General features: G+C 60.4%; 21 protein-coding genes. 18 read left to right on the top strand and 3 right to left on the bottom strand.

The window, feature by feature from the left end; translation table 11 throughout:
• Positions 1–112 precede the first annotated feature (112 nt).
• Complete coding sequence (locus O3649_RS04510; RefSeq protein ID WP_080975040.1) at positions 113–439, top strand: ATP/GTP-binding protein; 327 nt, start codon at positions 113–115, stop codon at positions 437–439.
• 84 nt (positions 440–523) lie between these two features.
• Positions 524–1,342, top strand: a complete 819-nt coding sequence (locus O3649_RS04505; protein ID WP_049357681.1) for an alpha/beta hydrolase — start codon at positions 524–526, stop codon at positions 1,340–1,342.
• A gap of 181 nt (positions 1,343–1,523) precedes the next feature.
• On the opposite strand, the gene O3649_RS04500 is transcribed toward O3649_RS04505, so the two are convergent.
• A complete protein-coding gene (locus O3649_RS04500; RefSeq protein WP_012903752.1) occupies positions 1,524–2,810 on the bottom strand; it encodes an AI-2E family transporter in 1,287 nt (428 codons plus the stop codon).
• 294 nt (positions 2,811–3,104) lie between these two features.
• Here O3649_RS04500 and O3649_RS04495 point away from each other — a divergent pair, with 294 nt between their 5' ends.
• From O3649_RS04495 to O3649_RS04460, 8 genes are all read left to right on the top strand, one after another.
• Positions 3,105–4,103, top strand: coding sequence for a co-chaperone YbbN (locus tag O3649_RS04495; RefSeq protein WP_049347474.1), 999 nt, complete (start codon positions 3,105–3,107; stop codon positions 4,101–4,103).
• Between the two features lie 320 nt (positions 4,104–4,423).
• Positions 4,424–5,419, top strand: coding sequence for an ABC transporter ATP-binding protein (locus O3649_RS04490; RefSeq protein ID WP_070690101.1), 996 nt, complete (start codon positions 4,424–4,426; stop codon positions 5,417–5,419).
• Positions 5,395–7,071, top strand: coding sequence for a transporter (locus tag O3649_RS04485; protein ID WP_070600362.1), 1,677 nt, complete (start codon positions 5,395–5,397; stop codon positions 7,069–7,071). Before O3649_RS04490 ends, O3649_RS04485 begins: the two co-directional genes overlap by 25 nt.
• A gap of 290 nt (positions 7,072–7,361) precedes the next feature.
• Positions 7,362–7,661 (top strand): DUF3039 domain-containing protein, encoded by a 300-nt coding sequence (locus tag O3649_RS04480; RefSeq protein ID WP_005506434.1) that lies wholly within the window; start codon positions 7,362–7,364, stop codon positions 7,659–7,661.
• A gap of 321 nt (positions 7,662–7,982) precedes the next feature.
• A complete protein-coding gene (locus O3649_RS04475) occupies positions 7,983–9,770 on the top strand; it encodes a DEAD/DEAH box helicase (protein WP_005507820.1) in 1,788 nt (595 codons plus the stop codon).
• A gap of 316 nt (positions 9,771–10,086) precedes the next feature.
• Positions 10,087–11,499: a transcriptional initiation protein Tat gene (locus O3649_RS04470; RefSeq protein ID WP_371572962.1), complete on the top strand. Its 1,413-nt coding sequence runs from the start codon at positions 10,087–10,089 to the stop codon at positions 11,497–11,499.
• A 463-nt stretch (positions 11,500–11,962) separates the two neighbouring features.
• The gene (locus O3649_RS04465; protein ID WP_294633546.1) at positions 11,963–13,357 is read left to right on the top strand and encodes a transcriptional initiation protein Tat; all 1,395 of its coding nucleotides are present in this window, start codon (positions 11,963–11,965) and stop codon (positions 13,355–13,357) included.
• Between the two features lie 41 nt (positions 13,358–13,398).
• Complete coding sequence (locus O3649_RS04460) at positions 13,399–13,719, top strand: hypothetical protein (protein ID WP_371572959.1); 321 nt, start codon at positions 13,399–13,401, stop codon at positions 13,717–13,719.
• Positions 13,720–13,928: 209 nt separating this feature from the next.
• Here O3649_RS04460 and O3649_RS04455 read toward each other — a convergent pair whose 3' ends face one another.
• The gene (locus tag O3649_RS04455) at positions 13,929–14,555 is read right to left on the bottom strand and encodes an isochorismatase family protein (RefSeq protein WP_049326936.1); all 627 of its coding nucleotides are present in this window, start codon (positions 14,553–14,555) and stop codon (positions 13,929–13,931) included.
• A gap of 73 nt (positions 14,556–14,628) precedes the next feature.
• Entirely contained in the window at positions 14,629–15,927 is a 1,299-nt protein-coding gene (locus O3649_RS04450; protein WP_298457488.1) for a nicotinate phosphoribosyltransferase, read from the bottom strand.
• 228 nt (positions 15,928–16,155) lie between these two features.
• On the opposite strand from O3649_RS04450, the gene clpS reads away from it, so the two are divergent.
• The 8 genes from clpS to O3649_RS04410 all read left to right on the top strand — a co-directional run bounded on the left by clpS (position 16,156) and on the right by O3649_RS04410 (position 24,680).
• Positions 16,156–16,476 carry an ATP-dependent Clp protease adapter ClpS gene (clpS, locus tag O3649_RS04445; RefSeq protein ID WP_005507825.1) on the top strand — a complete coding sequence of 107 codons (321 nt, stop codon included), beginning with the start codon at positions 16,156–16,158 and terminating at the stop codon, positions 16,474–16,476.
• Complete coding sequence (locus tag O3649_RS04440; protein ID WP_303939092.1) at positions 16,476–17,102, top strand: DUF2017 domain-containing protein; 627 nt, start codon at positions 16,476–16,478, stop codon at positions 17,100–17,102. The genes clpS and O3649_RS04440 overlap by 1 nt, the downstream gene beginning before the upstream one ends.
• Positions 17,103–17,256: 154 nt before the next feature.
• Positions 17,257–18,309, top strand: a complete 1,053-nt coding sequence (gene murI, locus O3649_RS04435) for a glutamate racemase (RefSeq protein ID WP_371572956.1) — start codon at positions 17,257–17,259, stop codon at positions 18,307–18,309.
• Entirely contained in the window at positions 18,300–19,193 is an 894-nt protein-coding gene (locus O3649_RS04430) for an MBL fold metallo-hydrolase (protein ID WP_012903738.1), read from the top strand. Before murI ends, O3649_RS04430 begins: the two co-directional genes overlap by 10 nt.
• An 84-nt stretch (positions 19,194–19,277) precedes the next feature.
• Positions 19,278–20,009, top strand: a complete 732-nt coding sequence (gene rph / locus O3649_RS04425) for a ribonuclease PH (RefSeq protein ID WP_005506419.1) — start codon at positions 19,278–19,280, stop codon at positions 20,007–20,009.
• A 38-nt stretch (positions 20,010–20,047) separates the two neighbouring features.
• Positions 20,048–20,704, top strand: coding sequence for a non-canonical purine NTP pyrophosphatase (locus tag O3649_RS04420; RefSeq protein WP_371572954.1), 657 nt, complete (start codon positions 20,048–20,050; stop codon positions 20,702–20,704).
• 347 nt (positions 20,705–21,051) lie between these two features.
• Positions 21,052–22,281 (top strand): peptidase E, encoded by a 1,230-nt coding sequence (locus O3649_RS04415; RefSeq protein WP_371572952.1) that lies wholly within the window; start codon positions 21,052–21,054, stop codon positions 22,279–22,281.
• A gap of 296 nt (positions 22,282–22,577) precedes the next feature.
• Positions 22,578–24,680, top strand: a complete 2,103-nt coding sequence (locus tag O3649_RS04410; protein ID WP_371572950.1) for a type IIA DNA topoisomerase subunit B — start codon at positions 22,578–22,580, stop codon at positions 24,678–24,680.
• Positions 24,681–24,998 lie beyond the last annotated feature (318 nt).

The raw sequence follows: 24,998 nt of genomic DNA, 5'->3' as shown, positions 1-24,998 counted from the left end.
GGGGGAGTACCGCCTCAGCATGAGTACCACGCCAGTATGAGGAAGAGCGCAGAGCGAACAGCGGCAGGGTAGGTAGATAGAGATAGCTGAGCAGCGCGGTAGAATAGGGCTCATGGCACGTAAGAATCATCCCGGCAGGCGAGTATCCGGCACCACCAGCGATAAGTGGCACCGTCAAGCACCCGCAGGGCGTGATATCAGCAGGATCCTCGACCCTGCACCTCGACTGGAACGTGACCGATACGGTGACTGGCTGGTGCAATACATTCCCGCCGTCAACGCCCAAAAAACCTACACCTGCCCCGAATGCTACCGCTCGATTCCGCCCAGAACAGCGCACCTGGTGGTGTGGCAGGAAAGCCACACGATGGGCCGTAGCCGCGCCATTGATGAGCGCAGGCACTGGCATCAGCATTGCTGGCGCACCCGCCGCAAATAGGCTGAACACTGCACTTAAGGTGCAGCCTAAGACTACATTCTTGACCAAAACCACATTCTCGAATCCATTTCTTGAAGGAACGCAATGAGCAACACCGCCGATATCACCCGCGCGCAGGAATTTGATCCCGCCCGCTACGTCTTCAGCACCGCCGCTGAGCCCACCCCCATTAAGGCACGTACTGTGCTTCCGGCACGCCGTGAGAACTTTACCGTCACCACTGCGGACGGCAAGCGCCTCGTCGGTGAACTCGCCCTGCCCGAAGGCGAAGTCAAGGCAACCCTGGTGACCTTCCACCCGCTACCCACCCACGGCGGCTACATGGACTCGCACGTGTACAAGAAGGCGTCCTTCCGCCTGCCGGCGCTGTCGAACATTGCGGTGCTGCGTTTCAACACTCGCGGCACCTCCTCGATTCGCGGCACCAGCGAAGGCGTCTTTGACGGCGGCTTTGCCGAGAAGAAGGACTTCGACGCAATCCTGAAGTTCGTACGCGAGCGCGCCCTGCCGAACCCCTGGCTGGTCGGCTGGTCCTTCGGCACCGAGCTGGTGCTCAAGTACGCGCCCGAATACGCGAACGAGTTCACCGGCGCTATTCTGCTCTCCCCGCCGCTGCACCGCGTGCACCCGGCTGAGCTGGACGAATGGAACAAGATCTCGAACCCGCTGTACGCGCTGGTGCCCGAGCACGACGACTACCTGCAGCCTCCGGCAGCGCGTGAGCGTTTTGCGGCTGTACCGCGTACTCGGGTGATTCCCTTTGAGGGGTGCAAGCACTTGTGGGTGGGCGAGAAGTCCGTGCAGCAGGTCCTCAACACCGTGGTCAGCATCGTGACCGGTGTACCCACTGAGCTGCCCACCGAATACAATGGCCCGGTGACAGAAGAAATCACTGAGCTCTAAAGGTTTGGCATAAAAACACAGCGTAAAAACACTGCATAAAAATATCAAGGCGGCGGCTTTGGATAGAACATCCAAAGCCGCCGCCTTATGTCTTAAACGCCTGCTCGGTGGAAGAGCCGTGAGCGCGTAGAGAACCTAGAGGGGACTCTACAGCTGGGAGGCGACTACAACTGGGCGGTGACTACAGTTGGTCCTGGCGAGGAATGAACACCTCACGCACCAGAATCAGCATGGAAGCCGCCACCGGAATAGCAATCAGCGCACCCAGCACGCCCCAGAGCGCGCCACCGGCAGCCACAGAAATAATCGCAACACCGGCAGGAACCGAAACAGCGCGAGCCATAATACGCGGAGAAATCAGGTACGCCTCCACCTGCAAGTACAGGAAGTACGCCACCGCAAACCACAGCGCCAGACTCCAACCCTGAGTCAGCAGAATCAGCGAGGTCAAAATCAGCGCAATCACGCCACCAACCAGCGGAATGAACGCCAGAATCATGACGACCAAAGCCATCAACTGCGGGAAGCTAAAGCCCAAAAAAGCCATAATCAAGAACGCCACAAACGCGTTCAGCACAGCAACCAGAGCCTGACCCATCACGTAGTTACCCACCGACTCGGTAATCTTGTCGGTAATGTACTTGACGCGCACACGCTTGGACGCCGGCGCCAGGCGCACACCCCACGCCTTGATGGTGTCCATCGAGGTGAGGAAGTATAGAGACAGGAACAGCACAATAATCACGCCGGTCACGCTCTGCGCCAAAGTAGACCCAGCAGAAACCAAGCTCGACATGAAGCTATTGACCTGTGAAGAGGAGAACGTTGACTCCAAGAACTTAGGGACGTTCTCATTCACCCAGGTGCTGATGTTAAAACGCTGATCAAGCTCGTGGTACCAATCAGAATCAATTGTGTTCTGATAGATACCCGGCGCGTACTGCACAAACTTAGATGCCTGCTCGCTAATAATTGGGCCAATGGTCATGACCAGACCGGTCACAGCGCCAGCAAAACCAGCAAGCACAGCAATCACGCCGATACCGCGCTTAATGCCCCAAGACTCCAGGCGGCGCACAATCGGGTCTAGACCCAGAGCAATGAAAATAGCACCGGTCACCCAACCCACCAGGGCACCCACATTGTTGAAAATGTAGTAGGCGAAGAGCGCCAGACCCACGCCCACGGTCATGAGGAAACCAAAAGCGACCGGGTTGTGCATCATGGATGCCTTGCCGTTGCCGACCACCTTCGGTGCGGGAGGCGCATCCTCAGAAGCGGCGGGAACCACCGGAATGGTATCCGTAGGAGGCATAGAAGCGCGGCGGCGGTTGGAACGCACCTGGCTAATGCTTTCGGTCAGCTCGCTGAAGGTCTCCGTTAGCTGATCGGTGAGGGATTCCTTCTTGCGCGTCTCGGGGGACGATGTCGTCTCTGCGGGAGCTTCTGAGGCTTTCTTCTCGCTCATGCTCTTCCTTTCCGAATCATTCCGGGTATTTTTTCTCTACTGTGCCATTCTACCGGCTGGTTTACTTTGTTACGGCGTCCACGGTGAATCCCAAGGACAGGGGAGTGCATGTGGGAGAGATATTTGCGGGACGGATCGGGCAATAGCCCAAACGCTATCCCCGGCATGAGCTCAGAGCGTAGGCGACAGAGAACGGGCGCTCGCAACGGTGCGTTGTGGGGATAATAGAGGAAGGAACGCGTGAAGGATTTAGCCCGCACGCAACAATAGGTACAGAACGTAAAGGAGCCCAGGATGAGCATTATTTTTGATCCGGCAGACCGCGGCGCATCCCAGAACGCGGCACAGGGTCATGTCGCGCAGGGTGGTGCAGCGCAGAACGGGGCAGCGCAGGAGATTCCCGCCTCCGTACGCAACGCCATGGAACTAAACCCCAACGCGGCACAGTCTGCTGGCGAACAGGGCGGCGAGCAGACCCCCTCCGCTCCCACCTGGCGCTACGAGGTCAACACCCCCGAAGAGTTCCAGAAGTTCGTTCAGCTCTCCAGCCAGGGTGCCGTAATTTTTGCGCTCTACGCGCCGCACTCGCCCTCCTCCCTGCAGATGCTCGAAGGCGTGCAGAAGCTTGTTGATTCCGCCGCAGGTAGCATGATTTGCGCTGCCGTGGACGTCACCAAGCTCCCCGAAGCTGCCCAGGCATTCGGCGTGAGCGGCGTGCCCGCGGGCGTTGCCGTTCTGGCGGGCCGCCCGGCACCGATTTACACCGGCCCGGTCAGCGCAGAAGACCTCGGCGATGTGCTCTCCCAGGTTCTGCAACTCGCGGCACAGTACCAGCTGCCCGGCGGCTTCGACCCGGTCGTTCCCGAAGATGAAAAGCCCCTGCCGCCCCTGCACGCAGAAGCTGTCGCCGCCCTCGACCGCGGCGACCTGGAGGGCGCCCGCGCCGCATACCGCAAGGCAATTGCCGAGAACCCCGGTGATAAGGAAGCGAAGCTCGGCCTGGAACAGGTTGAACTGCTCGCCCGTGTGAAGGATCTGGACATGGCAACCGAACGTGCGGCGGCCGCGGCAGATCCCATGAACATTGACGCCGCGTTCAACGTAGCCGACCTGGACCTGGTCGGTGGCCACGTGGAGGACGCGTACAACCGTCTACTGCGCCTGTTCAGCGCTGTTGGTCCTGACGATAAGGCGTGTGTGCGCGAGCGTCTCGTGCAGCTCTTCGATGTGGTGGGTGCATCTGACCCGCGCACCGTCAAGGCGCGTGCGGCACTGACTATGGCGCTGTTCTAAAAGGCGCTGTCGCCTGGGAAACGTCATGAGCCGGTCTAGCTAGCTCTGGCTAATCTAGGCGGCTGAAACGTTGAATACGGACGGGCTATCGTCTACCCCCGCACTCGGGTTGCGGGGGTAGACGGTAGCCCGTTCTGTTTTGCGTTTTTTGGCGGTTTTGAGGGTGGGGAGAGTTTATCGACTCAACCTGTCTGATAGTGCGGCTGGATGGTATCTATAGCACTCCGGAATGTCCATAATATGCGTTGTGAGTACTTAATAATGCAGGTTTCATCACCAAACCTGCTAGACCTCATGGGGGGGGGTGGTAGGGTGAAAATATGAACACTAGTCACTTTCCCCAGGACCCGAACCCGCAAGAACCAGGTTCACCGCAGAACCCGGTACAAGAGACCAACCCGGTACTAGAGACCACAGTAGAGGCAACCCCCGCCGCGGCAGCACCCCAGGCTGTAGCCTCCGAATCTGTAGCCCCAGAAGCTCCTGAAGCTGTAGTTCCCGCATCGGTAGCACCGCAGCTACCCGTCACCCCGCAGACTATACCTGTAGCTGGCGCTCGCCCCGCCATCGAAATCCGCGGCCTCACCAAGGCATTCGGTCAGAAGGTCGCCGTCGACCGCATCAACCTCGACATCCCCTCCGGATCCTTCTACGGACTGGTCGGCCGCAACGGCGCCGGTAAAACCACCACCATCTCCATGGTCACCGGCATGCTCATGCCCAATGAAGGCACCGCCTACGTGCGCGGCATCGACATGTGGGCCGACCCGCTCAAGGCCAAAGCGCACCTGGGTGTGCTGCCCGACGGCGTGCATCTCTTCGACAAGCTCACCGGCGAGCAGCTCATCACCTACTCCGGCTACCTACACGGCATCGATAAGGAAACCGTCGCCTCCCGCGTCAAGGACCTGCTCGCCGCAATGGACCTGACCGACGCTGCGGGTCGTGCCGTTGCCGATTACTCCGCCGGTATGACCAAGAAGATTGCGCTCGCCGCCGCCCTTGTCCACGCGCCCTCCGTGCTGATTCTGGATGAGCCCTTCGAGGCGGTCGACCCGGTTTCTGCCGCTAATATTCAGGACATTCTGCGTGGCTTCGTTGCTTCCGGCGGTACCGTCGTCATCTCCTCGCACGTGATGGACCTTGTCCAGCGCCTGTGCGACCACGTAGCCGTCATGGACTCCGGCCGTATTCTCGCCGCCGGAACCGTCGACGAAGTACGCGCCGGCATGAGCCTTGAAGAACGATTCGTGCAGCTGGTCGGCGGCCGCACCTCCTCGGAAGGATTGTCATGGTTGGGCACCTCGTCTCACTAAAGTGGCAGTATGTGCTCGCCGCCTTCCGCCGTAGCATCTGGGCGCTCATCGGCCTGATTTTTGCGGCGCTCTACGCGGGCGGTATGCTCTTCGGCCTCGGCTCCGCATACTTTATCGCTAACTCGGAGGTACCCGAATACGGTCAGCTCGGAACCCTCCTGGTAGGCGCGGTTATTGCGCTCGCCTGGGCTATTGTCCCCATTTTCTTTAGCGGACTGGACGGCACCCTGGACGAGAGCCGATTCGTGCTCTTCCCCATCAAGCCCTCCACCCTGCAGAAGGGCCAGTTCCTCGGCGGGTTCGTGGGTATCCCCGGCATTGCCAGCATCATTGCCGTGCTGCTGGGTGCGATCGCGTTTATATCGCAACCGCTCGCGCTGGTCGTGTACCTCATCTGCTGCGTGCTCGGCCTTGCGAACCTCATGGTGTGGGCTCGTCTCGCCAACCGCCTGGGCATGGCGCTGAATGATAACCCGCGCATCGCCAACACCCTGATGATCGTTGCCATGCTACTGATGATGAGCGCCGGCTTTATCTTCGGTGGAACGATAACCTACCTGACCAAGCACTGGGAAGAGGTGCTGCCCTACCTGCCGTGGCTCAGCGTGACGCCCTTCGGGTCGGCATTTGCGGTGCCCTACTTTATGGCGACCGGCAATATGGGCACCGCCCTTGGTTGCCTGGCTCTGACCCTCGTCTACCTGGCTGGCGGATGGTGGCTGTGGGGTAAGAACCTGGCACGCTCCATGGCGAATGTGGGCGGTAGCGCGCACCACGCGAGCGCAGCTGAAGTCGCCGCGGGTGATTTGGGTCTGTTGGCACGGTTCCCCGCAACCCCGCGTGGTGCCGTGGCGGCACGAACCCTGCACTCATTTCTGAAAGACAACCGTCTGCAGCTGCTGACCGCAAGCACCGCCATGCTTTACCTGATACTGACGGTGGCTATGCCCCTGTTCCTGAGCTCTGTAGGCTCCTTCGAAAGTCGGGCCAGTTTTAACGGCGTCAACGCGGCTGAAGCTAACCAGATCATCAATAGCGGCGTGATGCAGCTCTTCGGATTCTGGATGTACTTCTGCACCGTCTTCACCGGCTACTACATGTGCTACCTCGTCTCCTACGACAACACCGCATTCAGCCTGCACGTGCTCTCCCCGCTACGCGGTATTGACGATCGTCTCGGCCGTCTCTGGGGTTACAGCATCCTGATGGTTCCGATCGTGGTGGTGATGGTGTTCGTCGCCTCAGCGGCAAATGGACACCTGGAGCTTTTCCCCATCGTGCTGATGCACCAGCTGGGCGTGCTCGCCGCAGCGGCTGGTATGGGCAGCGTGATGGACACCTTCATTAGCCCGCCCGTGGCGCCTCCGGGTGCTAACCCGTTCAAGAACCCGAAGAACAATGAGGGCTTCGCTAATCAGTTGCTGCTCATGCTCACCGTAATTCTGGTGATGCTCAGCGCGCTACCCGGCGGTATCTCGGTTGTTGTGTACATTTTCGTGACCCAAGATCTACTAACCCTCGTCTACGGTGGCTTGATTCAGCTGCTGATTGGTGCCGCACTGCTCGTGGGCGGCGTGGCATGGGGCGGTCACCGCTACGACAAGGTCAGCTCCAAGATGCTGGAGCGTGTGGCACGCTTCCAGGCGAACTAACAAGAGTCGAAGCTCCAGCACATCAGGAATAAACGAGAGGGGTTCCGTGTTAGGTACTAAGTCTGGCGCGGAACCCCTTTTCTGTGCCGCCCGAACTTCTAACGGAAAGAGGCGCAGGGGAGTGCCCGAAAGGCACCGGAGTCTATGGTTGAGCTGTGGCCTGCCTCCATATTGACCGCCCGTAGGCTCAGCACCTCCCAACTGCTACTAAAATAGAGAAGGCGCCAATCACCCAACCGTGCAGCGGCGCCCTTCACCCTATGTATCCCACCTCATCATCAAGGAGAAACATGAGCTCGATCGAAGGCATCGAAGACCCCTTTGGCCCCGGAACCGCAGGTGGCACCGCCCTGCTCGAACGCGAAGAAACCCAGCTTTCTGAACCCGGCGACCACGAGCGCTTCTCCCACTATGTACGCAAGGAAAAGATCCTCGAATCGGCGCTGACCGGTGAACCTGTACGTGCCCTCTGCGGCAAAATGTGGGTACCCGGCCGCGACCCGCAGAAGTTCCCCGTCTGCCCCCAGTGCAAGGAAATCTACGAAGGCCTGGCACCGGGCAACGACGGTGACAACGGCTCCGGCGAATAATACGCGTCAGACGACACGCTTCAGACAACACAACCGGGGCGATACAACCTGGGCGATACGCCTGAATAAATACGAATAAATAACACGCCGCAGTAGCAAGACTCAACGGCCCAACACCGCTCATGAGACTTTGCTGACGAGCACCAAATTCTTGCACCACAGCCCGGCCCAACCCGCGGATGTGGTGCTAGAATTTAACCTCGCTGTGCCCGGACCGCCAGAGCATCAGGAACACTAGAGCGCCACCTCCTAACGGGGGAGAGGCACCTGCCCTGAGTCGGCAGAGGGTACCAGCAGAGGCAGACGAGGAAGAAGGAGAGAATGAGCGCACCCGCAGAGGAACCCACCCTATTCGACAGTATGGTGAAGCCGAAGCTCTCCCCGGCATACCCCGACCGCGCCCCCTGGGGTACTTCCGTCAGCCTGCGCGCCTGGCAGGCAGAAGCCATGCAGAAGTACTTCGAAACCAACCCCCGCGACTTCATGGCAGTCGCAACCCCCGGCGCGGGTAAAACCACGTTTGCGCTGACCCTCGCCAAGGAACTATTTAACCGCGGCACGGTCCGCCAGCTCATCGTTGTGGCGCCCACCGACCACCTGAAAAAGCAGTGGGCAGACGCCGCCGCGAAGGTCGGTATTCCTATTGATCCGAACTTCAAGAACGCGGATGTGACCATCAGCCGCCACTACAAGGGCGTGGCGCTGACCTACGCGCAGGTGGCGAATAAGCCGCAGCTGCACGCCCGCAACACCGAGGAAACGAAGACCCTCGTAATTTTTGACGAGATTCACCACGCCGGTGATTCGCTGTCCTGGGGCGACGGCCTGCGTGAAGCGTTCGACGACGCGACCCGCCGCGTGGCGCTGACCGGTACCCCGTTCCGTTCGGACACCTCCCCGATTCCGTTCGTCACCTACGAGGTCGACAATGACGGTATCCGCCGCTCCAAAGCGGACTACTCCTACGGTTACGGCCCCGCGCTGAAGGACCACGTGGTGCGCCCGGTCATCTTCATGGCGTACTCGGGCCAGATGCGTTGGCGCACCTCCGCTGGTGAGGAAATGGCGGCAAACCTCGGCGAAGGCTTCACCAAGGACATCACCTCCCAGGCATGGCGCACCGCCCTCGACCCCAACGGAGAATGGATTCCGACCGTGCTCGCGGCGGCCGATAAGCGCCTGACTGAGGTGCGCCGCACCGTGCCCGACGCCGGTGCGCTCGTCATCGCAACCGACCACGCGGACGCCAAAGCCTACGCCGAACAGATTCAGAAAATCACCGGCGAATACCCCGCCGTAATCCTCTCTGACGACCGTGAAGCCTCCGCAAAAATCGACGAATTCCGTGAAGGCATGCAGCGCTGGATGGTCGCCGTGCGCATGGTATCCGAAGGTGTGGACGTGCCCCGCCTCGCCGTGGGTGTGTACGCCACCAGCACCAGCACTCCGCTATTCTTCGCCCAGGCTATCGGTCGTTTCGTGCGTGCCCGCAAGCGCGGCGAAACCGCCTCCGTGTTCCTGCCGTCGGTGCCGCAGCTGATGATGCTCGCCAACGACATGGAAGTAGAACGTGACCACGCCCTCGACCGCGGCGCACCCCAGGAAATCGACCCCATGGTTGAGGGGCTGGATGACCACCTGCTCGAAGAAGCAAACCGCGAGGAGCGCGCCTCCGAGCAGCTGGCACGCGGCAAGTTCGAGGCGCTCGGCTCCGAGGCGTCCTTCCACGGTGTGCTGTTCGACGGCGCCGAGTTCGCCTCCGGCAACCTTGCCGTGGGTAGCGAGGAGGAGCAGGACTTCCTGGGTATTCCTGGCCTGCTGGATGCCGAACAGGTCGGTACGCTGCTGCGAGCGCATCAGCGTGAGCATGCGGCACGCCGCCCGGCGACTGCGGCGCCTTCGGTGGTGGATCACCGCCAGTTGAAGGAGCTACGCAATAAGTTGGCGAAGAATGTGGCGGCGTGGTCGATTCGTTCGGGTCAGCCGCACGGCGTGATTCATAATGAGCTGCGTAAGATTTGTGGCGGCCCGGCGGTCGCGCAGGCTTCTGCTGAGCAGATTCAGGCGCGTATCGATAAGCTGTCGGACTGGTTCGTGGGCCGACGCTAGAACGTGAACAGAACGTAGAGAAAAGCCCCGCGGGTGTGTGCGCTCGCGGGGCTTTTGCGCGTTCTAAACTCATGAAATAGCCTGCCGGACAGTTATAAAACGGGTATAAAAATGATTCGACGTGGTGTTTTATGACCTTTTGGGGTGCCTCTAAAACCTGATTCATGTACTCTATTGGTGGATGCCCCTCCCGAACCTGGCATGGTCGCCATTACGGAGGAGCCTCCATCAGAAACACCATGTAGCCGTTATTCTGCCGCGCCGAGTGCGAGAAATGGGCTAGAAGAACGGTTACACCAACTATTGAAGGACAGTGATGTCTCATATTTCTCGCCGTAAGGTCGTGAAGGGTGCCGCCTGGGCAACCCCCGTGATTGCGGCTTCAGCAGTAGTGCCAGCTTACGCTGCTTCAAAACCGGATTGCACCGTGTCAGAAAAACCTTACATGTCTGCCTATGCTGACATGTATAAGCGCGGGGAAGAAACGGAATATCTTCATAGCCGCCTTACCTTCTATAAGATACGTTTTGAACTGATCGGTGGTGCAGGTGGCGGAGGCTTTGAAAACAACTCTCTCGGCGGTTCAGGTGCGAAAGTAACCGGAGTTATCGGGGTGGATGGTCCGGCAACTATTGAGCTCATCGCAGGTGGCGGCGGTATGCTCGAAGTCCGAGGGTACGGAGCTGACAATTTAGATGAGTACCGGACTGAAGGCTCCCAAGGTGGCCAAGGTTTCGGTAACGGTGGTGGAGTTCCCAGCTCCAGGATTCCCGATGACGTGATGAAAAAGCTAACCAAGCGCTGGGTGTGGGCTGCTGATTGGGATCACGGTCCGCATCCTAAGCAGCCTATGGAAGAGATTTATGGATGCTCGGGCGGCGGTTCCTCGGCTCTGCTCATCAACGGTGAGGTCATCGCTGTTGCTGGCGGCGGTGGCGGTGGTGTCACCCGGGCAACAATGTTCACGACGGAACCTGACCCGGACCATTTCCCAGGAATTGTTGACGCTCGTATGATTGGCCCGGAAAACCAGACCCGCCCGCCCGTGCTCAGTGTGGGTGGGTCGGGGGAACGCGCACGCGGTGGTGACGCCACAACTGGGCGTGAATATTATGCTCAGGACCCGAGCGTTCAGCTGACTGTTGAAGGTGGCAAGGGTGGCGGTAATGGTATTGGTGGTGCCGGTGGTGCTAAGCCGACCGTGTTGACTGGTACCCCCAATGATATCTTTAGCTTCGATAGTCAGAATAAGCAGGTGCTTTATAGCTCCTCCACTGCAGGTAATCCCGGGACTAATGGTCTGCAAGGAAATGGTGGCGACGGCGTGATGTCTGTGAGCTATCAGCTGGATAACCACGATATGTACTCTCAGTATTACGAAACTCTCCGACGCCCTGATGGAACCTATAAATATCTGTCCTACTATCATCTCGCCCCATACTTCAACGGCGCGCAGGTCATTGTGTCCGGTGGTGGCGGTGGCGGTTACGGTGGTGGCGGCTCAGGCGCGGCGCTCTCACAGTCTGCTATTACGATTGCTCAGAAATGGAATAATAACCCGACGGGTGCTCGCCAGAGTATCAGCTCTGCGCAGCTTGCCGGCGCGGGTGGCGCAGGTGGATCTTATCTGGCTCCGAGCGTTATTGAAGGTGAAATTTCTCGGGCCAATAATGCATACAAAGGCTCGCAGTATGGTCAGGGGGGGCACCGCGACGGTGTATCTTTGTGAGGTATAGTCAACCTTCCCTGCCTAAGGTGAGCACGTAAATACCTTTGGATAAGGGGGCCCCGCGGGTGTGTATGCGCTCGCGGGGCTTTTGCGTGCCCGTAATATTTGGTCGCATAAGCAGAGATGACCCTCAACTAGAGCCTTATACCTGTAGGGTAGGAGAGGAGGTAACATCCGGCGCCGAACACACGGTTCGGTGTAGACTCCTCCCCGTTCTTAGACACCAGCCAGAATGAATAAAAGGGCAGTGCTGAGTGCATGAGCGGTGCACATATAGAGAAACATCAGGTCACCGTTTTCTAACCATGCACACCTGAAGCACCACATTTTCCGCTTCACAGCTGAGGTGGCAGTGTAGCACCTGATGGGCCCCGCCTCCGGGGAAGCATCAGCCCGGCACAGTCTGCTGCCCCGCGCGCGGTAGGGGAACGAGCACCTGAACTAACCACACCGAAGGACACTGATGTCTACTCATATTTCTCGCCGCAGGGTCGTTGCGGGTGCCGCGTGGGCCGCCCCCGTCATCGCCACCTCGGCTGCTGTTCCCGCGTTCGCTGCATCCCTGGACTGCGTCTTTGCTGACAGCCCCCACAAGTTCTTGAGGGGATATAGCGACTATCGTGTAGAAGAGGAATTCACCGTCCCCGCTAACGTGAGTAAGCTTCGCTTCGATATTTTTGGTGGTGGCGGAGTCAGCGACACCGGCCACGAAAGCGGCTCGGGTGCCCGCGCGATTGGAATCGTTGAGGTGAAGCCGGGCCAGACGGTTCGTGTCATTGCTGGTGGCGGCTCCGGTGACGCCCGCACTCCCTATCCGTTTGGTCTTAAGACTGGCGGCCCGGCACGAGGCGGGCGTGGCTACGGCGACGGCGGCGACGCACCCCGATTCACCATGCCTGCCGAAGTGGTGGCTGAAGTGACCAAACGTTACCCGGGCGCCCTCAACTGGAGGGAGCTTGAAGACGGTCCTAAGGGTACCGTTGAAGTTTATGGGCACCCCGGCGGCGGCGCCTCGGCACTGCTGATTGACGGCGAAGTCATCGCTGTCGCAGGCGGTGGCGGTGGCGGCGGCATCACGTACTCCTACACCTCAGCGCCTCACGCGAAGCATTTCCCCGCTGTTCTTGATGCGAGCGTGACGAAGAATTACCACCCGACTGATCCGCCCATCCGCAGCTTTGCGGGTAGCGGTTTGAGCACTCGCGGCGAGGATGCGACCACGGGAACCCAGTTCTACACCCACAGCCTGAACACTAAGGTATCTGTTGACGGCGGTAAGGGCGGAAACAACGGCGCAGGTGGTGCGGGCGCAGCTAAGCCCGAGGTGCCGACCGGTAGCCCCAACCATATCTTTAGCTACGACAGCCAGAATAACCAGGTGCTGTACAGCTCTTCGGCTGCAGGTAACGCGGGCGGCTCCGGTTTTGAGGCCAAGGGCGGTAACGGCGCTGTCGCTTATAGCTACCAGCTCGACAATAATGACCCGAAGAACCTTGAAGTGCTGACTCTGCCCGGCGGCGAGCGTATCGAATTCTCTGCTGAGGAGACTGCCGCTGAGTTCAACGGTTACCAGTTCGCAATGTCCGGAGGCGGTGGCGGCGGCTACGGCGGTGGTGGTTCGGGTGCTGCACTGGCGCTGTCTGCTATTACGACCATTCAGAAGTGGAATAACAACCCTGCGGGTATCCGCCAGAGCGTGAGCTACCTGCAGTTCTCCGGTGCCGGTGGTGCGGGTGGTTCGTACCTGTCGCCGCGTGTTATTCAGGGTGAACTCTCTAACTCTATGAACTCGATGAGGACCGGCATTAACGTCTATGACGGCGAGGCCAAGGTGTACCTCTGCGAGACTAAGGGTTAGTCTAACGACCTCTCAAGATTGAGAGGTAGAAGCCCGCGGGTGTGTATGCGCTCGCGGGCTTTTTTGCGCCCGGAAACGTCGGCTCCAGCTACGCCATTAGCCCGGTCTGCGGCCTGGAATGGGTACGCGGCGGCTCCGGCGTGGTGAACGCGGTTTCGGCAATCATCATCTCGCAGCAGTGGTGCAACAACCCGAAGAACCCGCGCCGTGCGGTCGGCTACGTTCAGCAGGGCGGCGCCGGTGGCGCTGGCGGATCCTACCTGGCGCCGAGCGTGCGTAATGGCGCAATCGTTGGCACTAAGGAGGCGCCGGCTGGCCCGAACGTGCACGTGAACGGCATGGCGGAGGACCGCTTTAAATAAGCGGCTCAATCTGCTACATAACCGCAGAGGTTTCATGACCTCGGCTGGTTGCAGGCACCATAAGTTATGGGCACGCCAGGATATTGGGCACGCTAAGAGGCGGGGAGCCTGGGATAGTACATCCCAGGCTCCCCGCCTCTGTGTATTCAACGTCTCTGTATCTTTAGTACCCGCCTGAAATGGTGAGTTACCTACAGTGATAGTGGAGGTTAGAGAACCTCAACCACCTCGACGCCCTCATCTTCAAGCTCGGCAACCACGTCGTCGAGCTTGTCCTCGTGCACGGGCGCGGTCAGGTCAACCAGAACGCGAGTCTCGTAGCCTGCATCGACCGCATCGCGAGCGGTTGCCGACACACAATAATCGGTGGCGATACCGACAACATCGACGAACTCGATACCGCGCTCATCCAGCCACTCCGACAGGGGAGTCTGCGGGCCGTCCTCAGACGCATCCGCACCGGGCTCGTGCTCGCCGGTTGCGACCTCATCCTCAGGGGCGAGAAGACCCTCAAAACCCGAGTACGCTGCCTCGAAGCGGCCCTTGCGGAAGTACGCCTCAATGTAGTCGGTGTCCAGGTTCTCGTGAATCTGCGAGCCTTCGCTCTTGGCGACGCAGTGCACCGGCCAGGAGTCAACGTAGTCGGGGGTGTCAGAGAAGTGCGAGCCCGGATCGATATGCCAGTCCTGGGTGGCGACAATCGCGTCGTAGCGGTGGTGGTTGTTCTCCACGTATTCGCTAATCAGCGCGGCAACGTCCGCACCGCGCTCGGTGGCGAGGGCGCCGCCGGCGCAGAAATCGTTCTGCACGTCAACAATAATCAGTGCCTTAGACATGTCTGTCCTTTACAAGTAGGAATGAGTTTTCACTCTGATTCGCCAGGTGAAAACAGTATCTCAGAAGGGTGGTTTAGATGAATTCGGTCGGAATGATCGGCTCACCCTCCGAGAGGCGGTGGGCAGCTTCGGGAAGCTCAGCCAGGGATGCTACGTGGCGGGCGGTTGCGCGGCGCACACCTTCCTCGCCGGTGAAGCCGGGGAGCAGCTCGCCGTTGCGGACGAAGTCCACCATGAGCGGGCGGGTGCCCTCGAGCAGGTTCGGGTCCTCGTGGGTGCCCAGAACCTCGGCGGTCGCAATGCCCATGCCATTGAGGCGGCGGGCCGCACGCTTGGCGCCACCGATGGACGCCTTGCCAGCCGACGCCTTAGCGACCGGCTGCATTTCACCGGCAGAGTTCTCACGCTCAACAACCTTGTACACCATGGAGGAAGTCGGCGCGCCGGAGCCGGTGACCAGCTTGGTGCCCACGCCGTAGGAGTCCACGGGCGCTGCCGCCAGGGATGCGATGGCGTACTCGTCCAGGTCGCTGGTGACGGTGATCTTGGTGTGGGTGTTGCCGAGCGAGTCGAGCAATTCACGCACACGTGCCGCGGTGGCGACCAGGTCGCCGGAGTCCAGGCGCACGCCGCCGAGCTCTTCGCCCGCGAGTTCCACGCCGAGGCGGACTGCCTCGTCCACGTTGTAGGTGTCGACGAGCAGGGTGGTGCGGGCGCCGAGGGAACGCAGCTGCGCCTCGAACGCTTCACGTTCGCTGTCGTGCAGCAGGGTGAACGCGTGGGCGCTGGTGCCGATGGTGTGCAGGCCGTAGCGCAGGCCAGCCTCCAGGTTGGAGGTGCCCGCAAAGCCGGCGATAACGGCGGCGCGTGCGGCGGAGACGGCGGCGCGTTCGTGGGCGCGGCGCGAACCCATTTCGAGGCAGGGGCGGTTGCCAGCGGCTGCGCTCATGCGGGAGGCGGCGCTCGCCACGGCGGAGTCAAAGTTCAGGATGGACAGCAGGTAGGTTTCGAGGACGCACGCTTCGGCGAAGGTGCCTTCGACCTGCATGACGGGGGAGTGGGGGAAGAACGCTTCGCCTTCTGCGTAGCCGCGGATGTTGCCGCTGAAGGTGAAGGATTCGAGGTAGGAGAGGGTTTCTTTGTTGACGATGTTGCGGGAGGAGAGGAAGGAGAGTTCTTCGTCGTTGAAGCGGAAGTTAGCGAGGCCTTCGAGGAATCGGCCGGTGCCTGCGAGGACGCCGTAGCGGCGGCCCGCGGGCAGGCGGCGGGTGAAGACTTCGAAAGTGCACTTACGGTTGGCTGCGCCGGAGGCGAGTGCCGCCTGGAGCATGGTCAGTTCGTAGTGGTCGGTGAGAAGGGAAGTAGTAGCCATGTGTTTATTGTAGTGGGGGATTAGGGTATTTTTCCTCTTGAGTCGGCGTGTCAATCACTACATAAAGTATTATTGACTCTAAGTGCTGTAGTATGACAAATTACCAGCACTCTGCGCGGGAGCAACGCAGGACGAACATCGCAGTAGCGCAGGACGAACACAGGGGTCACATAGGGGCAACACATACCCGCCCGTATAATCAAAGGGAACCGGCCGCAAAGGAAACCAATGAACACTACCGCCGTGACCCTCTCTACCGGAACCCTCGAGGACACCGACCTCGACACCGCCCTGGAGAACATCCTCGCCACAGACACCCCCTGGAAAGTCATCGTCTGGAACGACCCCGTCAACCTCATGACCTACGTGTCCTACGTCTTCCGCAGCCACTTTGGCTACTCCCGCGCCCGCGCAGAAGAGCTCATGCTGCAGGTGCACAACAACGGCAAGGCAATCGTCTTCACCGGCTCGCGCGAAGACGCCGAAAAACACACCCAGGCAATGCACGCCTGGGGTCTGCTGGCAACCTTCGAGAAAGTAGAAAACTAATGGCGCGACCCTTCCGCCGCACCCCCGGAGGCTACACCGCCTCCTTCGAACCCGCCGAACGTGACCTGATCCGCGAACTCGCCGAAGACGTGCGCGCGCTACTGCGCCCGGCAGATACCACCGCCGATGGCGGCACCGTCGACCCGCTGGAGGCGCTGGTCGGCATCACCGAAAACCCCACCATCCCCGCCGACAGTGCCGTAGCACGCCTGCTACCCGCCGCAAGCAGCGACGACGAGGCCGCCACCGAATACCGCCGCTACACCGAACGCGACCTGCGCGAAACCAAACGCGCGAACCTCGCCATGCTCGCCTTCGACATCGAGTCCAGCGACCTGCGGCTGAACGAAGAACACGCCCGCGCCTGGGCTGCTGCGCTCGGCGATATTCGCCTGGTGCTCGCCGACCGCCTCTACATCGTGGACGAAGACACCGCAGAAGATATTGCAGCGTTCACCGACCCTTCCGAGATCGAGACCCAGGAAGAGTACATGGCTGTGGTGTACAACTTCGTCTCCTGGGTTCAGGACTCGCTCATGCTCGCCATGCTCGACGGGCTGGACGACGAAGAAACGACCGGCGGAGTATTTGGCGGGGCAGATGGCGGGGAAAAAGAGCAAGAATAGAACGAATTTTTCAAATTCCCCTTCAAACTATCGTCATATACAACCACATAATGGTGGTTCTCGACTCATCTAACCGCTCAACGGACTAAAAGGGTAACCTTAGCGAGTTAGCATAGAACGTGGTACCCGACCGATAACGAAGTGTAGGTGACACATGAGTGACAGCATCGACGCAACAAATCCCTACCGTGCCCGCACCCCCTGGGGAAGCCCCGCGCCCGTAGGCCCCACCGCCGCGGCACCCATCGGCGTCTTCGACTCCGGCGTTGGCGGACTCACCGTGGCACGCGCCATCATGGACCAGCTGCCTCACGAACGCATCATTTACGTCGGCGACACCGCCCACGGCCCCTACGGCCCCCTCAAAATCGCAGAAGTACGCGCCAACGCGCTGCGCATCATGGACGAACTCGTCGACTCCGGCGTGAAAATGCTCGTCATCGCCTGCAACACCGCCTCCGCAGCGGTGCTCCGCGACGCCCGCGAACGCTACACCCGCCAGTACGGCATCCCCGTCATCGAGGTGATTCAGCCCGCCGCCCGCCGTGCGCTCGCCGCAACCCGCAACCGCAAGATCGGCGTGATTGCGACGGAAGCGACCGTCACCTCCCGCGCCTACGAGGACACTTTCGCGATCACCCCGAACCTTGAGGTGCACTCGGTGGCGTGCCCGCGCTTCGTGGAGTTCGTGGAGAAGGGTATTACCTCCGGCCCCGAGCTGCTGGAGACCGCCCGCGAGTACCTGCAGCCGCTCAAGGATGCCGGCGTGGACACCCTCGTGCTCGGCTGTACCCACTACCCGCTGCTGGCCGGCGTGATTTCCTACATTATGGGTGAGGATGTCACCCTGGTTTCCTCCGCGGATGAGACCGCGAAGGATGTGTACCGCGAACTGCTCAACCTCGCCATTGAAAGCCCGGTCCCCGAGGAAAATCCGCACCACGAATTCCTCGCCACCGGCGAATCTGAGACGTTCTCGCAGCTGGCACGCCGCTTCCTCGGCCCCGAGGTCACCAACGTGCGCCACACCAGCTCCGTGGCGGAACGCTACCCGACCGGCTCGCTGGCGGCACTCACCCCCGAAATGCTTGCGGCACACCGCAACATCACCATCGACGAATCGGCAGATCCTGCAGAGGCAGCACACACTGTCGCGGGCACCGAATTTTTCGGCACCACCCCTAAGGACGACACCTCATGCGTCTAACCGTTATCGGTTGCACGGGCTCCTTCCCCGGCCCCGTCTCACCGGCTAGTTGCTACATGCTCACCGCCACGGACTTCGCGGGTCGAACCTGGCGCATCATCATGGACATGGGCAACGGCTCCCTCGGCATGCTCCAGCGCCATATCGACCTGAGCGATATTGACGCGATTCTGATTTCGCACCTGCACCCGGACCACTGCATCGACCTGTCCGGTCTGCACGTGGCGGTCAAGTGGGATCCGCGCGGCTGGCCCAAGGGCCGCATTCCGCTGTACGGTCCCGCCGCGATTAACGAGTACCTTTCGGCGACTCACGGCCTGGACCCGGAGCCGGGCATGAGCACCGAGTTCGAGTACCACACCTGGACTGAGGGTGAGCCCGTACAGATTGGTCCCTTCCGCGTGGAGCCGTTCCGTGTGGTTCACCCCTCGAAGGACCCGTACGCCCTGCGCATCACCTGCAACGACCGCGAGGGTCACACCGTGTTCTCGTACTCGGGCGATACCGACCTGTGCGAGGGCCTGGTCAAGGCTGCGCGCGGCGCTGACCTGTTCCTCTGCGAGGCAGCATACCAGGAAGGTCGCGACGACGCCCTGCGCGGTATTCACCTGACCGGCAAGCGCGCCGGCGAGGCTGCCACGGAGGCGGGCGTGCGTAACCTGCTGCTAACCCACTTGCCCGTGTGGAACGACCCGGACATCGCCCGCGCGGAGGCGCGCAGCGCTTTCTCTGGCCCGGTCGGCATTGCCGAAATGGCGGCAAGCTACCGCATCTACCCGCGCCCGACGGAGGCTCACCCGGTCACGTCCACCCTGAATGTGGTGGAGGTACTCGATCCGCCGCTGAACACCGCGATTGCGCTGCCCAAGCCCGAGCTGGACTAGTGCAAACTGCGCTCAGCCCGCCCACTTTTCGACATAGATTCAACAGACAGACATAAATCCTGCAGACAGATTCAAGGAGAACCCATGACTGCAACCCGCGAAGACGGCCGCGCCCTCAACGAACTGCGCCCCATCACCATTACCCGCGGCTGGTCCCGCAACGCTGAGGGTTCCGCCCTCATCGAGTTCGGCAACACCCGCGTGCTGTGCACCGCATCCTTCACCGAGGGCGTGCCGCGCTGGCTCAAGGGCGAAGGTAAGGGCTGGGTGACCGCCGAGTACGCGATGCTGCCGCGCGCCACCAACACCCGCTCTTCGCGCGAGTCGCTGAAGGGCCGCGTGGGCGGCCGCACCCACGAGATTTCTCGCCTGATTGGTCGCTCCCTGCGTGCGGTTATCAACATGGACGAGCTGGGCGAGAACACCATCGTGCTCGACTGTGACGTTCTGCAGGCTGACGGCGGCACCCGCACCGCTTCCATTACCGGCGCGTACGTGGCGCTGGCTGACGCTATTTCTTGGGCGAAGGAGCAGAAGATTCTGCCCGCTAAGGCGAACCCGCTGATCGATTCGGTGTCCGCAATTTCGGTGGGCATTATTGACGGCACCCCCATGCTGGACCTGCCCTACACCGAGGACGTTCGCGCCGAGACCGACATGAACGTGGTCGTCACCGGCAGCGGCAAGTTCGTTGAGGTTCAGGGCACCGCCGAGGGCGCGCCCTTCGACCGCGACGAGCTCAACAGCCTGCTCGACCTGGCGCTGGAAGGCACCGCTGAGCTGGCTCAGATTCAGCGTGAAGCACTGGCACACTAACCCGTCCCAGTAACTAGTTCCGTCGACAAGGAGAAACTATGGCAGACGCAAAGATTGTTCTGGCAAGCCACAATAAGGGCAAGCTCAAGGAACTGCGTGAAATTCTGCGCGGACGCATTGACGGCCTGGACGTTGATACCCAGGTGGTTGACGCCTCCAGCGTGGACGCCCCCGATGTTCCCGAGACCGGCGTGACCTTCGCGGAGAACTCCCTGCTGAAGGCGCGCGCTGTTGCCGAGGCAACCGGCCTGGTCGCTATTGCTGACGATTCCGGCCTGTCGGTGGATGTGCTCAACGGCGCCCCCGGTATTTTCTCGGCGCGCTGGGCTGGTAGCCACGGCGATGACTCCGCGAACCTGAACCTGTTGCTGGCTCAGCTGAGCGATATTTCTGCCGAGCACCGCGGCGCGAAGTTCTGCTGTGCGGCCTCGGTTGCCTCCCCGAATGGTTTTGAGGCGGTCGAGTACGGCGAGCTGCCCGGTGAGCTGCTGACCGCACCGGCGGGGGAGGGCGGCTTCGGTTACGACCCGATTCTGCGCCCCGTGGAGCTGAACGGTGAGAACGCCCTGTACGAGGGTCAGTACGCTGGCAAGTCTTGCGCTGAGATTCCCGCCGAGATTAAGAACTCGATTAGCCACCGTGCGCGTGCTTTTGAGGCGCTGATTCCTCAGATTGCTGCGGCGTTGGCTTCCTAAAACTGCTGTCTAAAACCTCTGTCTAAAACCGTCGCTGAGGCGCCAGAGCATACTCGCTGCGCCGGTCTCACTGCGAAGGTCTTACTGTGCCGGTCTGATGGGCGAAAACGCGGGGTTGGGTACGATTTTTTCGTGCATCCCCCTAAAATCCCCCACAGGGATACCAATTAAAGGCACAATAGGTAGAGAAGCTTTACCTCAAGGTTAGTGACACCAAAGAAACTCGTCTGCTGAAGGTACCTTCGGCAGGCGAGTTTTGCTATTGAAGAGCCTTTCAGCGGGGCATCTGCCCGACGCTTGTTGTCACCGACCGCGGTAGAAAAACCTGCAGCGAAAGAGACACACCGATGCTCATCCTTCTTCTGCTGATGGCACTCGCCCTTGCCGCCGGATGCTGGGCGTACTCCTACGTGTGGCGCGGACTGAACCGCCGCGTCATTGCCGCCGTGAAGGTGGTCGATCCGATGATTACGCTCGGTCCGTACGTCATGGCGGCGTGGGCGGCATTCATGGGCCTGATTGCCACGAATATCTGGGCAACCGGAACCCTGCACACCGTGCTGACGATTATTTTCTGGGTAGTTGCCGCAGGTTGCCTCGGCTGGGCTGGATTCTGGCTGCTCATGCACTGCCTGGGCGGGCAGACCCCCGGCAAACGCCCGATGTGGTGGCGCGAGGCGGTTGCCGCGAAGTTCGCCTGGCGTAACCTCTCGCGCATGCCCGCCTACCTGGGTGCTCGCACCAGCATCCTGCCGGTGGAGAACCCGCACCTGACCAAGCCGTATTCGGGGTCGTGGACTCGCCCGCTCGGTGCGACCATGCCCGGGTACAGCTCCAACGGTGAGTTTATTGAGGGCTTTGACGAGTTCGGTCGCAAGATGCCGCATATCTACCCTGTAGGCCCTGAACCGACCATTTTTGAGATGGCGCGCTGGGGTAAGTCGGTCAGCTCCGATCAGCTGCTGACGACTTTCCTGCCGACGGCTCCGTTTGAGCGTCTGCGTCTGCCCGGCACCATGACGGGCCCCTTCACCTTTGCGGGGGAGGTGCCGCACGGTGCGGTGACGAAGTGGCCTCGCCGTAGTGGTGCGAACCGCGCCTTCGGCTCCTACGCTCGTCTGGGTGAAATCACCGAACGCAAGGTGGAGCTGCTGGTCGACCATCGCATCATTGCGGCGTTGCAGACCACCCGCGAAAGCTACGAACGCCGCCACAGCTGGATGCTCGCCTTCACCGATATCGCAGACGGCGACTTCACGATGGACGCCGATGAGAACGGCAACCTGCGCATCACCTTCGGCATGGTCACCGAGGGCTACGAGACTCCGTGGGTCTTCACCAGCACCCTGAAAGACAGCCCGCGCCTGCGCCGCAAGGTACGCCACGCCATGAGGGAACGCCGCGTCCTCAAGCAGAGCAGCGGCGAGCTGATGGACTGGTACTTCGTGCCGAAGCTCAGCGAATTCCCGCACGGCCCGGTCACGAATGAGCTTCCCGAAGAGTTCTACTTCAAGTCCAATATCATGGTCACGAACCGTCACGAGAGCTCCTCGCGCGCCTCGGGTGAGGCTCACTAGGGCAGTGCCACTGCTATGAGGCGCCCAGAGTGGACATCTCAGAAATGCATCCTAAAAATTCAGACATCCACAGATACTCACACGCCGGCTGCTACTCCATAGGGGAGTGGCAGCCGGTGCTTTTCTGCTGTTTCATTCTCTCGACAGAGCCTCATGACGATACAGACAGAAGCGGGCAACAAGCCACGATAGAATAGAAACTTAGAGCACTATGAGCGCAGGCCCGGGGCATTTTTTCTCCCTTCCGCAAGCTTGCCGTGCTGAATACACAGTCATCACTTGCCGAAAGGATTCCCGTGGCGTCTTCGAACTACACCGCCCGTCACCTCTCCGTGCTGGAAGGTCTGGAAGCTGTACGCAAACGCCCGGGCATGTACATTGGCTCCACCGATTCCCGCGGCCTGATGCACTGCCTCTGGGAGATTATCGACAACTCGGTGGATGAGGCGCTCGCCGGTTTCGGCCAGTCCATTCAGGTTATTCTGTACCGTGACGGTTCGGTTGAGGTGCGTGATGATGGCCGCGGTATCCCCACCGACATTGAGCCGCGTACCGGCCTGTCCGGTGTGGAGGTCGTGTTCACTAAGCTACACGCCGGCGGTAAGTTTGGCGGCGGCTCCTATAACGCGTCCGGTGGTTTGCACGGCGTGGGCGCTTCCGTGGTGAACGCGCTGTCTTCGCGTCTGGACGTGCAGGTGGATCGTGGCTCGAAGACCTACCAGATGTCCTTCCGCCACGGCATTCCCGGCCACTTTGAGTCCGGCCGTACCCCCAAGCCCGAAGATCCGTTCACTCCCGCAACCGAGGGCACTGACGCCCTGCAGATTGTGGGCAAGGCGAAGCGTGGCGTGACCGGCACCCGTGTGCGCTATTGGGCTGACCCGCAGATTTTCACCCCCGACGCTAAGTTCAGCTATGAGGACTTGGCTGCTCGTGCGCGCCAGACCGCGTTCCTCATTCCGGGTCTGCGTATTTGTATCCGCGATGAGCGCCGACTGCCCGGCACCCCCGGCGAGTTGGAGCCCCACGAGGAAGTTTTCCAGTACGACGGCGGCATTAGCGAGTTCGTCGAGTTTCTGGCGCACGATGAGCGGATTACCGACACCTGGCGTTTTAGCGGCAGCGGTTCTTTCACCGAGACCGTGCCGGTGCTGGGTGAGGATGGCCGCTCGCAGCTGACCGATGTGGAGCGCGATTGTGAAGTGGACGTTGCGCTGCGCTGGGGTATTGGCTATGAGACGACAGTCCGCAGCTTCGTGAATATTATTGCCACCCCCAAGGGCGGTACTCACACCACCGGTTTTGAGCAGGGCCTGCTGCGCGTGATGCGCAAGCACCTTGCCGATAATGCCCGCAAGTACAAGGTGGGTAACGACAAGATTGAGAAGGATGACGTGCTCGCCGGCTTGACCGCCGTGCTGACCGTGCGTCTTGCCGAGCCGCAGTTTGAGGGTCAGACCAAGGAGATTCTGGGTACCCCGGCGGTTCGCCAGATCGTGTCGAAGGTCGTGGGTGATGCGCTGAAGGCTCGCCTGGAGTCGACCGCCCGTGCGGAGAAGGCTCAGGCGGCCGCTCTGTGCGAGAAGGTCGTCTCTGAGATGAAGACCCGCGTCTCGGCGCGCATCCATAAGGAAACTCAGCGCCGTAAGACCGCGCTGGAGTCTTCGTCCATGCCCACCAAGCTGGTGGATTGCCGTTCAACCAATGTTGAGCATTCTGAGCTGTTCATCGTGGAGGGTGACTCGGCGCTGGGTACTGCGCGTCTGGCACGTTCTTCTTCGTATCAGGCTCTGTTGCCGATTCGCGGTAAGATCCTGAACACTCAGCGTGCTTCGGTGACTGATGTGCTTGCGAATGCTGAGTGTGCGGCGCTGATTCAGGTCATCGGTGCAGGCTCGGGTCGTACTTTTGACCTGGACTCTGCTCGCTACGGCAAGGTCATTATGATGACCGATGCGGACGTGGATGGCGCCCACATTCGTACCCTGCTGCTGACTCTGTTCTACCGTTACATGCGTCCGCTGATTGAGTCGGGTCGCGTGTACGCTGCGGTTCCGCCGCTGCATCGCGTGGAGGTGGTGCGCCGCGGTAAGCCGAACGAGATGGTGTACACCTACTCGGAGAAGCAGCTGCATGAGCTTCTGGATTCTTTGCAGGAGCAGGGTGTGTCCTATAAGGAACCCATTCAGCGGTATAAGGGTCTGGGTGAGATGGACGCCGATCAGTTGGCTGAGACCACGATGGATCCGCGTCATCGTATGTTGCGCCGTATTCGCATTGAGGATGCGGAGGCTGCCGAGCGTGCGTTCTCCTTGTTGATGGGTTCTGAGGTGGCTCCGCGTAAGGAGTTCATCATTGCGGGTGCTCATCAGCTGGATACTGAGAGCATCGATATGTAGCTTGCGGTACCTTGCGGGGGAGCGGTGCCTGGCGTGTCACATTCCATGATTTTTCCGTGATAATAGTCACACTATTTCTTGAAAATCTCAGTAAAATCGGTATGGTTTAGGCAAATTTAAGCTTTGAGCACTACTTGAACCACCTGTCATATTCCGGGAATCTGTCACCAAAATTTTGCAGAAATAATGTAAAAACGCAAAGTTTCACCGTGGTTCCGAAACTACCTCGCAACCCCGCAATGCACCACAGTGCTTCGCCCCTCAATCTACCCGCGCGTCGGGGGATAACGTTCAACGTACCTTTAGCGAAACGTCAAA

The organism is Rothia sp. 27098_8_29 (genome assembly GCF_041432785.1).
Taxonomy (GTDB): Bacteria; Actinomycetota; Actinomycetes; order Actinomycetales; family Micrococcaceae; genus Rothia; species Rothia mucilaginosa.
Note: the sequence above shows the minus strand (reverse complement) of the source record. Positions and strands in the feature narration are given on the sequence as shown.

Excerpts from the sequence above, each read along its gene's own strand:
- O3649_RS04500 (WP_012903752.1), bottom strand. The coding sequence starts at position 2,810 with ATGAGCGAGAAGAAAGCCTCAGAAGCTCCCGCAGAGACGACATCGTCC.
- O3649_RS04465 (WP_294633546.1), top strand. The coding sequence starts at position 11,963 with ATGTCTACTCATATTTCTCGCCGCAGGGTCGTTGCGGGTGCCGCGTGG.
- O3649_RS04485 (WP_070600362.1), top strand. The coding sequence starts at position 5,395 with ATGGTTGGGCACCTCGTCTCACTAAAGTGGCAGTATGTGCTCGCCGCC.
- rph (WP_005506419.1), top strand. The coding sequence starts at position 19,278 with ATGACTGCAACCCGCGAAGACGGCCGCGCCCTCAACGAACTGCGCCCC.
- clpS (WP_005507825.1), top strand. The coding sequence starts at position 16,156 with ATGAACACTACCGCCGTGACCCTCTCTACCGGAACCCTCGAGGACACC.
- O3649_RS04510 (WP_080975040.1), top strand. The coding sequence starts at position 113 with ATGGCACGTAAGAATCATCCCGGCAGGCGAGTATCCGGCACCACCAGC.
- O3649_RS04450 (WP_298457488.1), bottom strand. The coding sequence starts at position 15,927 with ATGGCTACTACTTCCCTTCTCACCGACCACTACGAACTGACCATGCTC.
- O3649_RS04480 (WP_005506434.1), top strand. The coding sequence starts at position 7,362 with ATGAGCTCGATCGAAGGCATCGAAGACCCCTTTGGCCCCGGAACCGCA.
- O3649_RS04495 (WP_049347474.1), top strand. The coding sequence starts at position 3,105 with ATGAGCATTATTTTTGATCCGGCAGACCGCGGCGCATCCCAGAACGCG.
- O3649_RS04455 (WP_049326936.1), bottom strand. The coding sequence starts at position 14,555 with ATGTCTAAGGCACTGATTATTGTTGACGTGCAGAACGATTTCTGCGCC.
- O3649_RS04440 (WP_303939092.1), top strand. The coding sequence starts at position 16,476 with ATGGCGCGACCCTTCCGCCGCACCCCCGGAGGCTACACCGCCTCCTTC.
- O3649_RS04415 (WP_371572952.1), top strand. The coding sequence starts at position 21,052 with ATGCTCATCCTTCTTCTGCTGATGGCACTCGCCCTTGCCGCCGGATGC.
- O3649_RS04420 (WP_371572954.1), top strand. The coding sequence starts at position 20,048 with ATGGCAGACGCAAAGATTGTTCTGGCAAGCCACAATAAGGGCAAGCTC.
- O3649_RS04505 (WP_049357681.1), top strand. The coding sequence starts at position 524 with ATGAGCAACACCGCCGATATCACCCGCGCGCAGGAATTTGATCCCGCC.
- O3649_RS04430 (WP_012903738.1), top strand. The coding sequence starts at position 18,300 with ATGCGTCTAACCGTTATCGGTTGCACGGGCTCCTTCCCCGGCCCCGTC.
- O3649_RS04490 (WP_070690101.1), top strand. The coding sequence starts at position 4,424 with ATGAACACTAGTCACTTTCCCCAGGACCCGAACCCGCAAGAACCAGGT.
- murI (WP_371572956.1), top strand. The coding sequence starts at position 17,257 with ATGAGTGACAGCATCGACGCAACAAATCCCTACCGTGCCCGCACCCCC.
- O3649_RS04475 (WP_005507820.1), top strand. The coding sequence starts at position 7,983 with ATGAGCGCACCCGCAGAGGAACCCACCCTATTCGACAGTATGGTGAAG.
- O3649_RS04470 (WP_371572962.1), top strand. The coding sequence starts at position 10,087 with ATGTCTCATATTTCTCGCCGTAAGGTCGTGAAGGGTGCCGCCTGGGCA.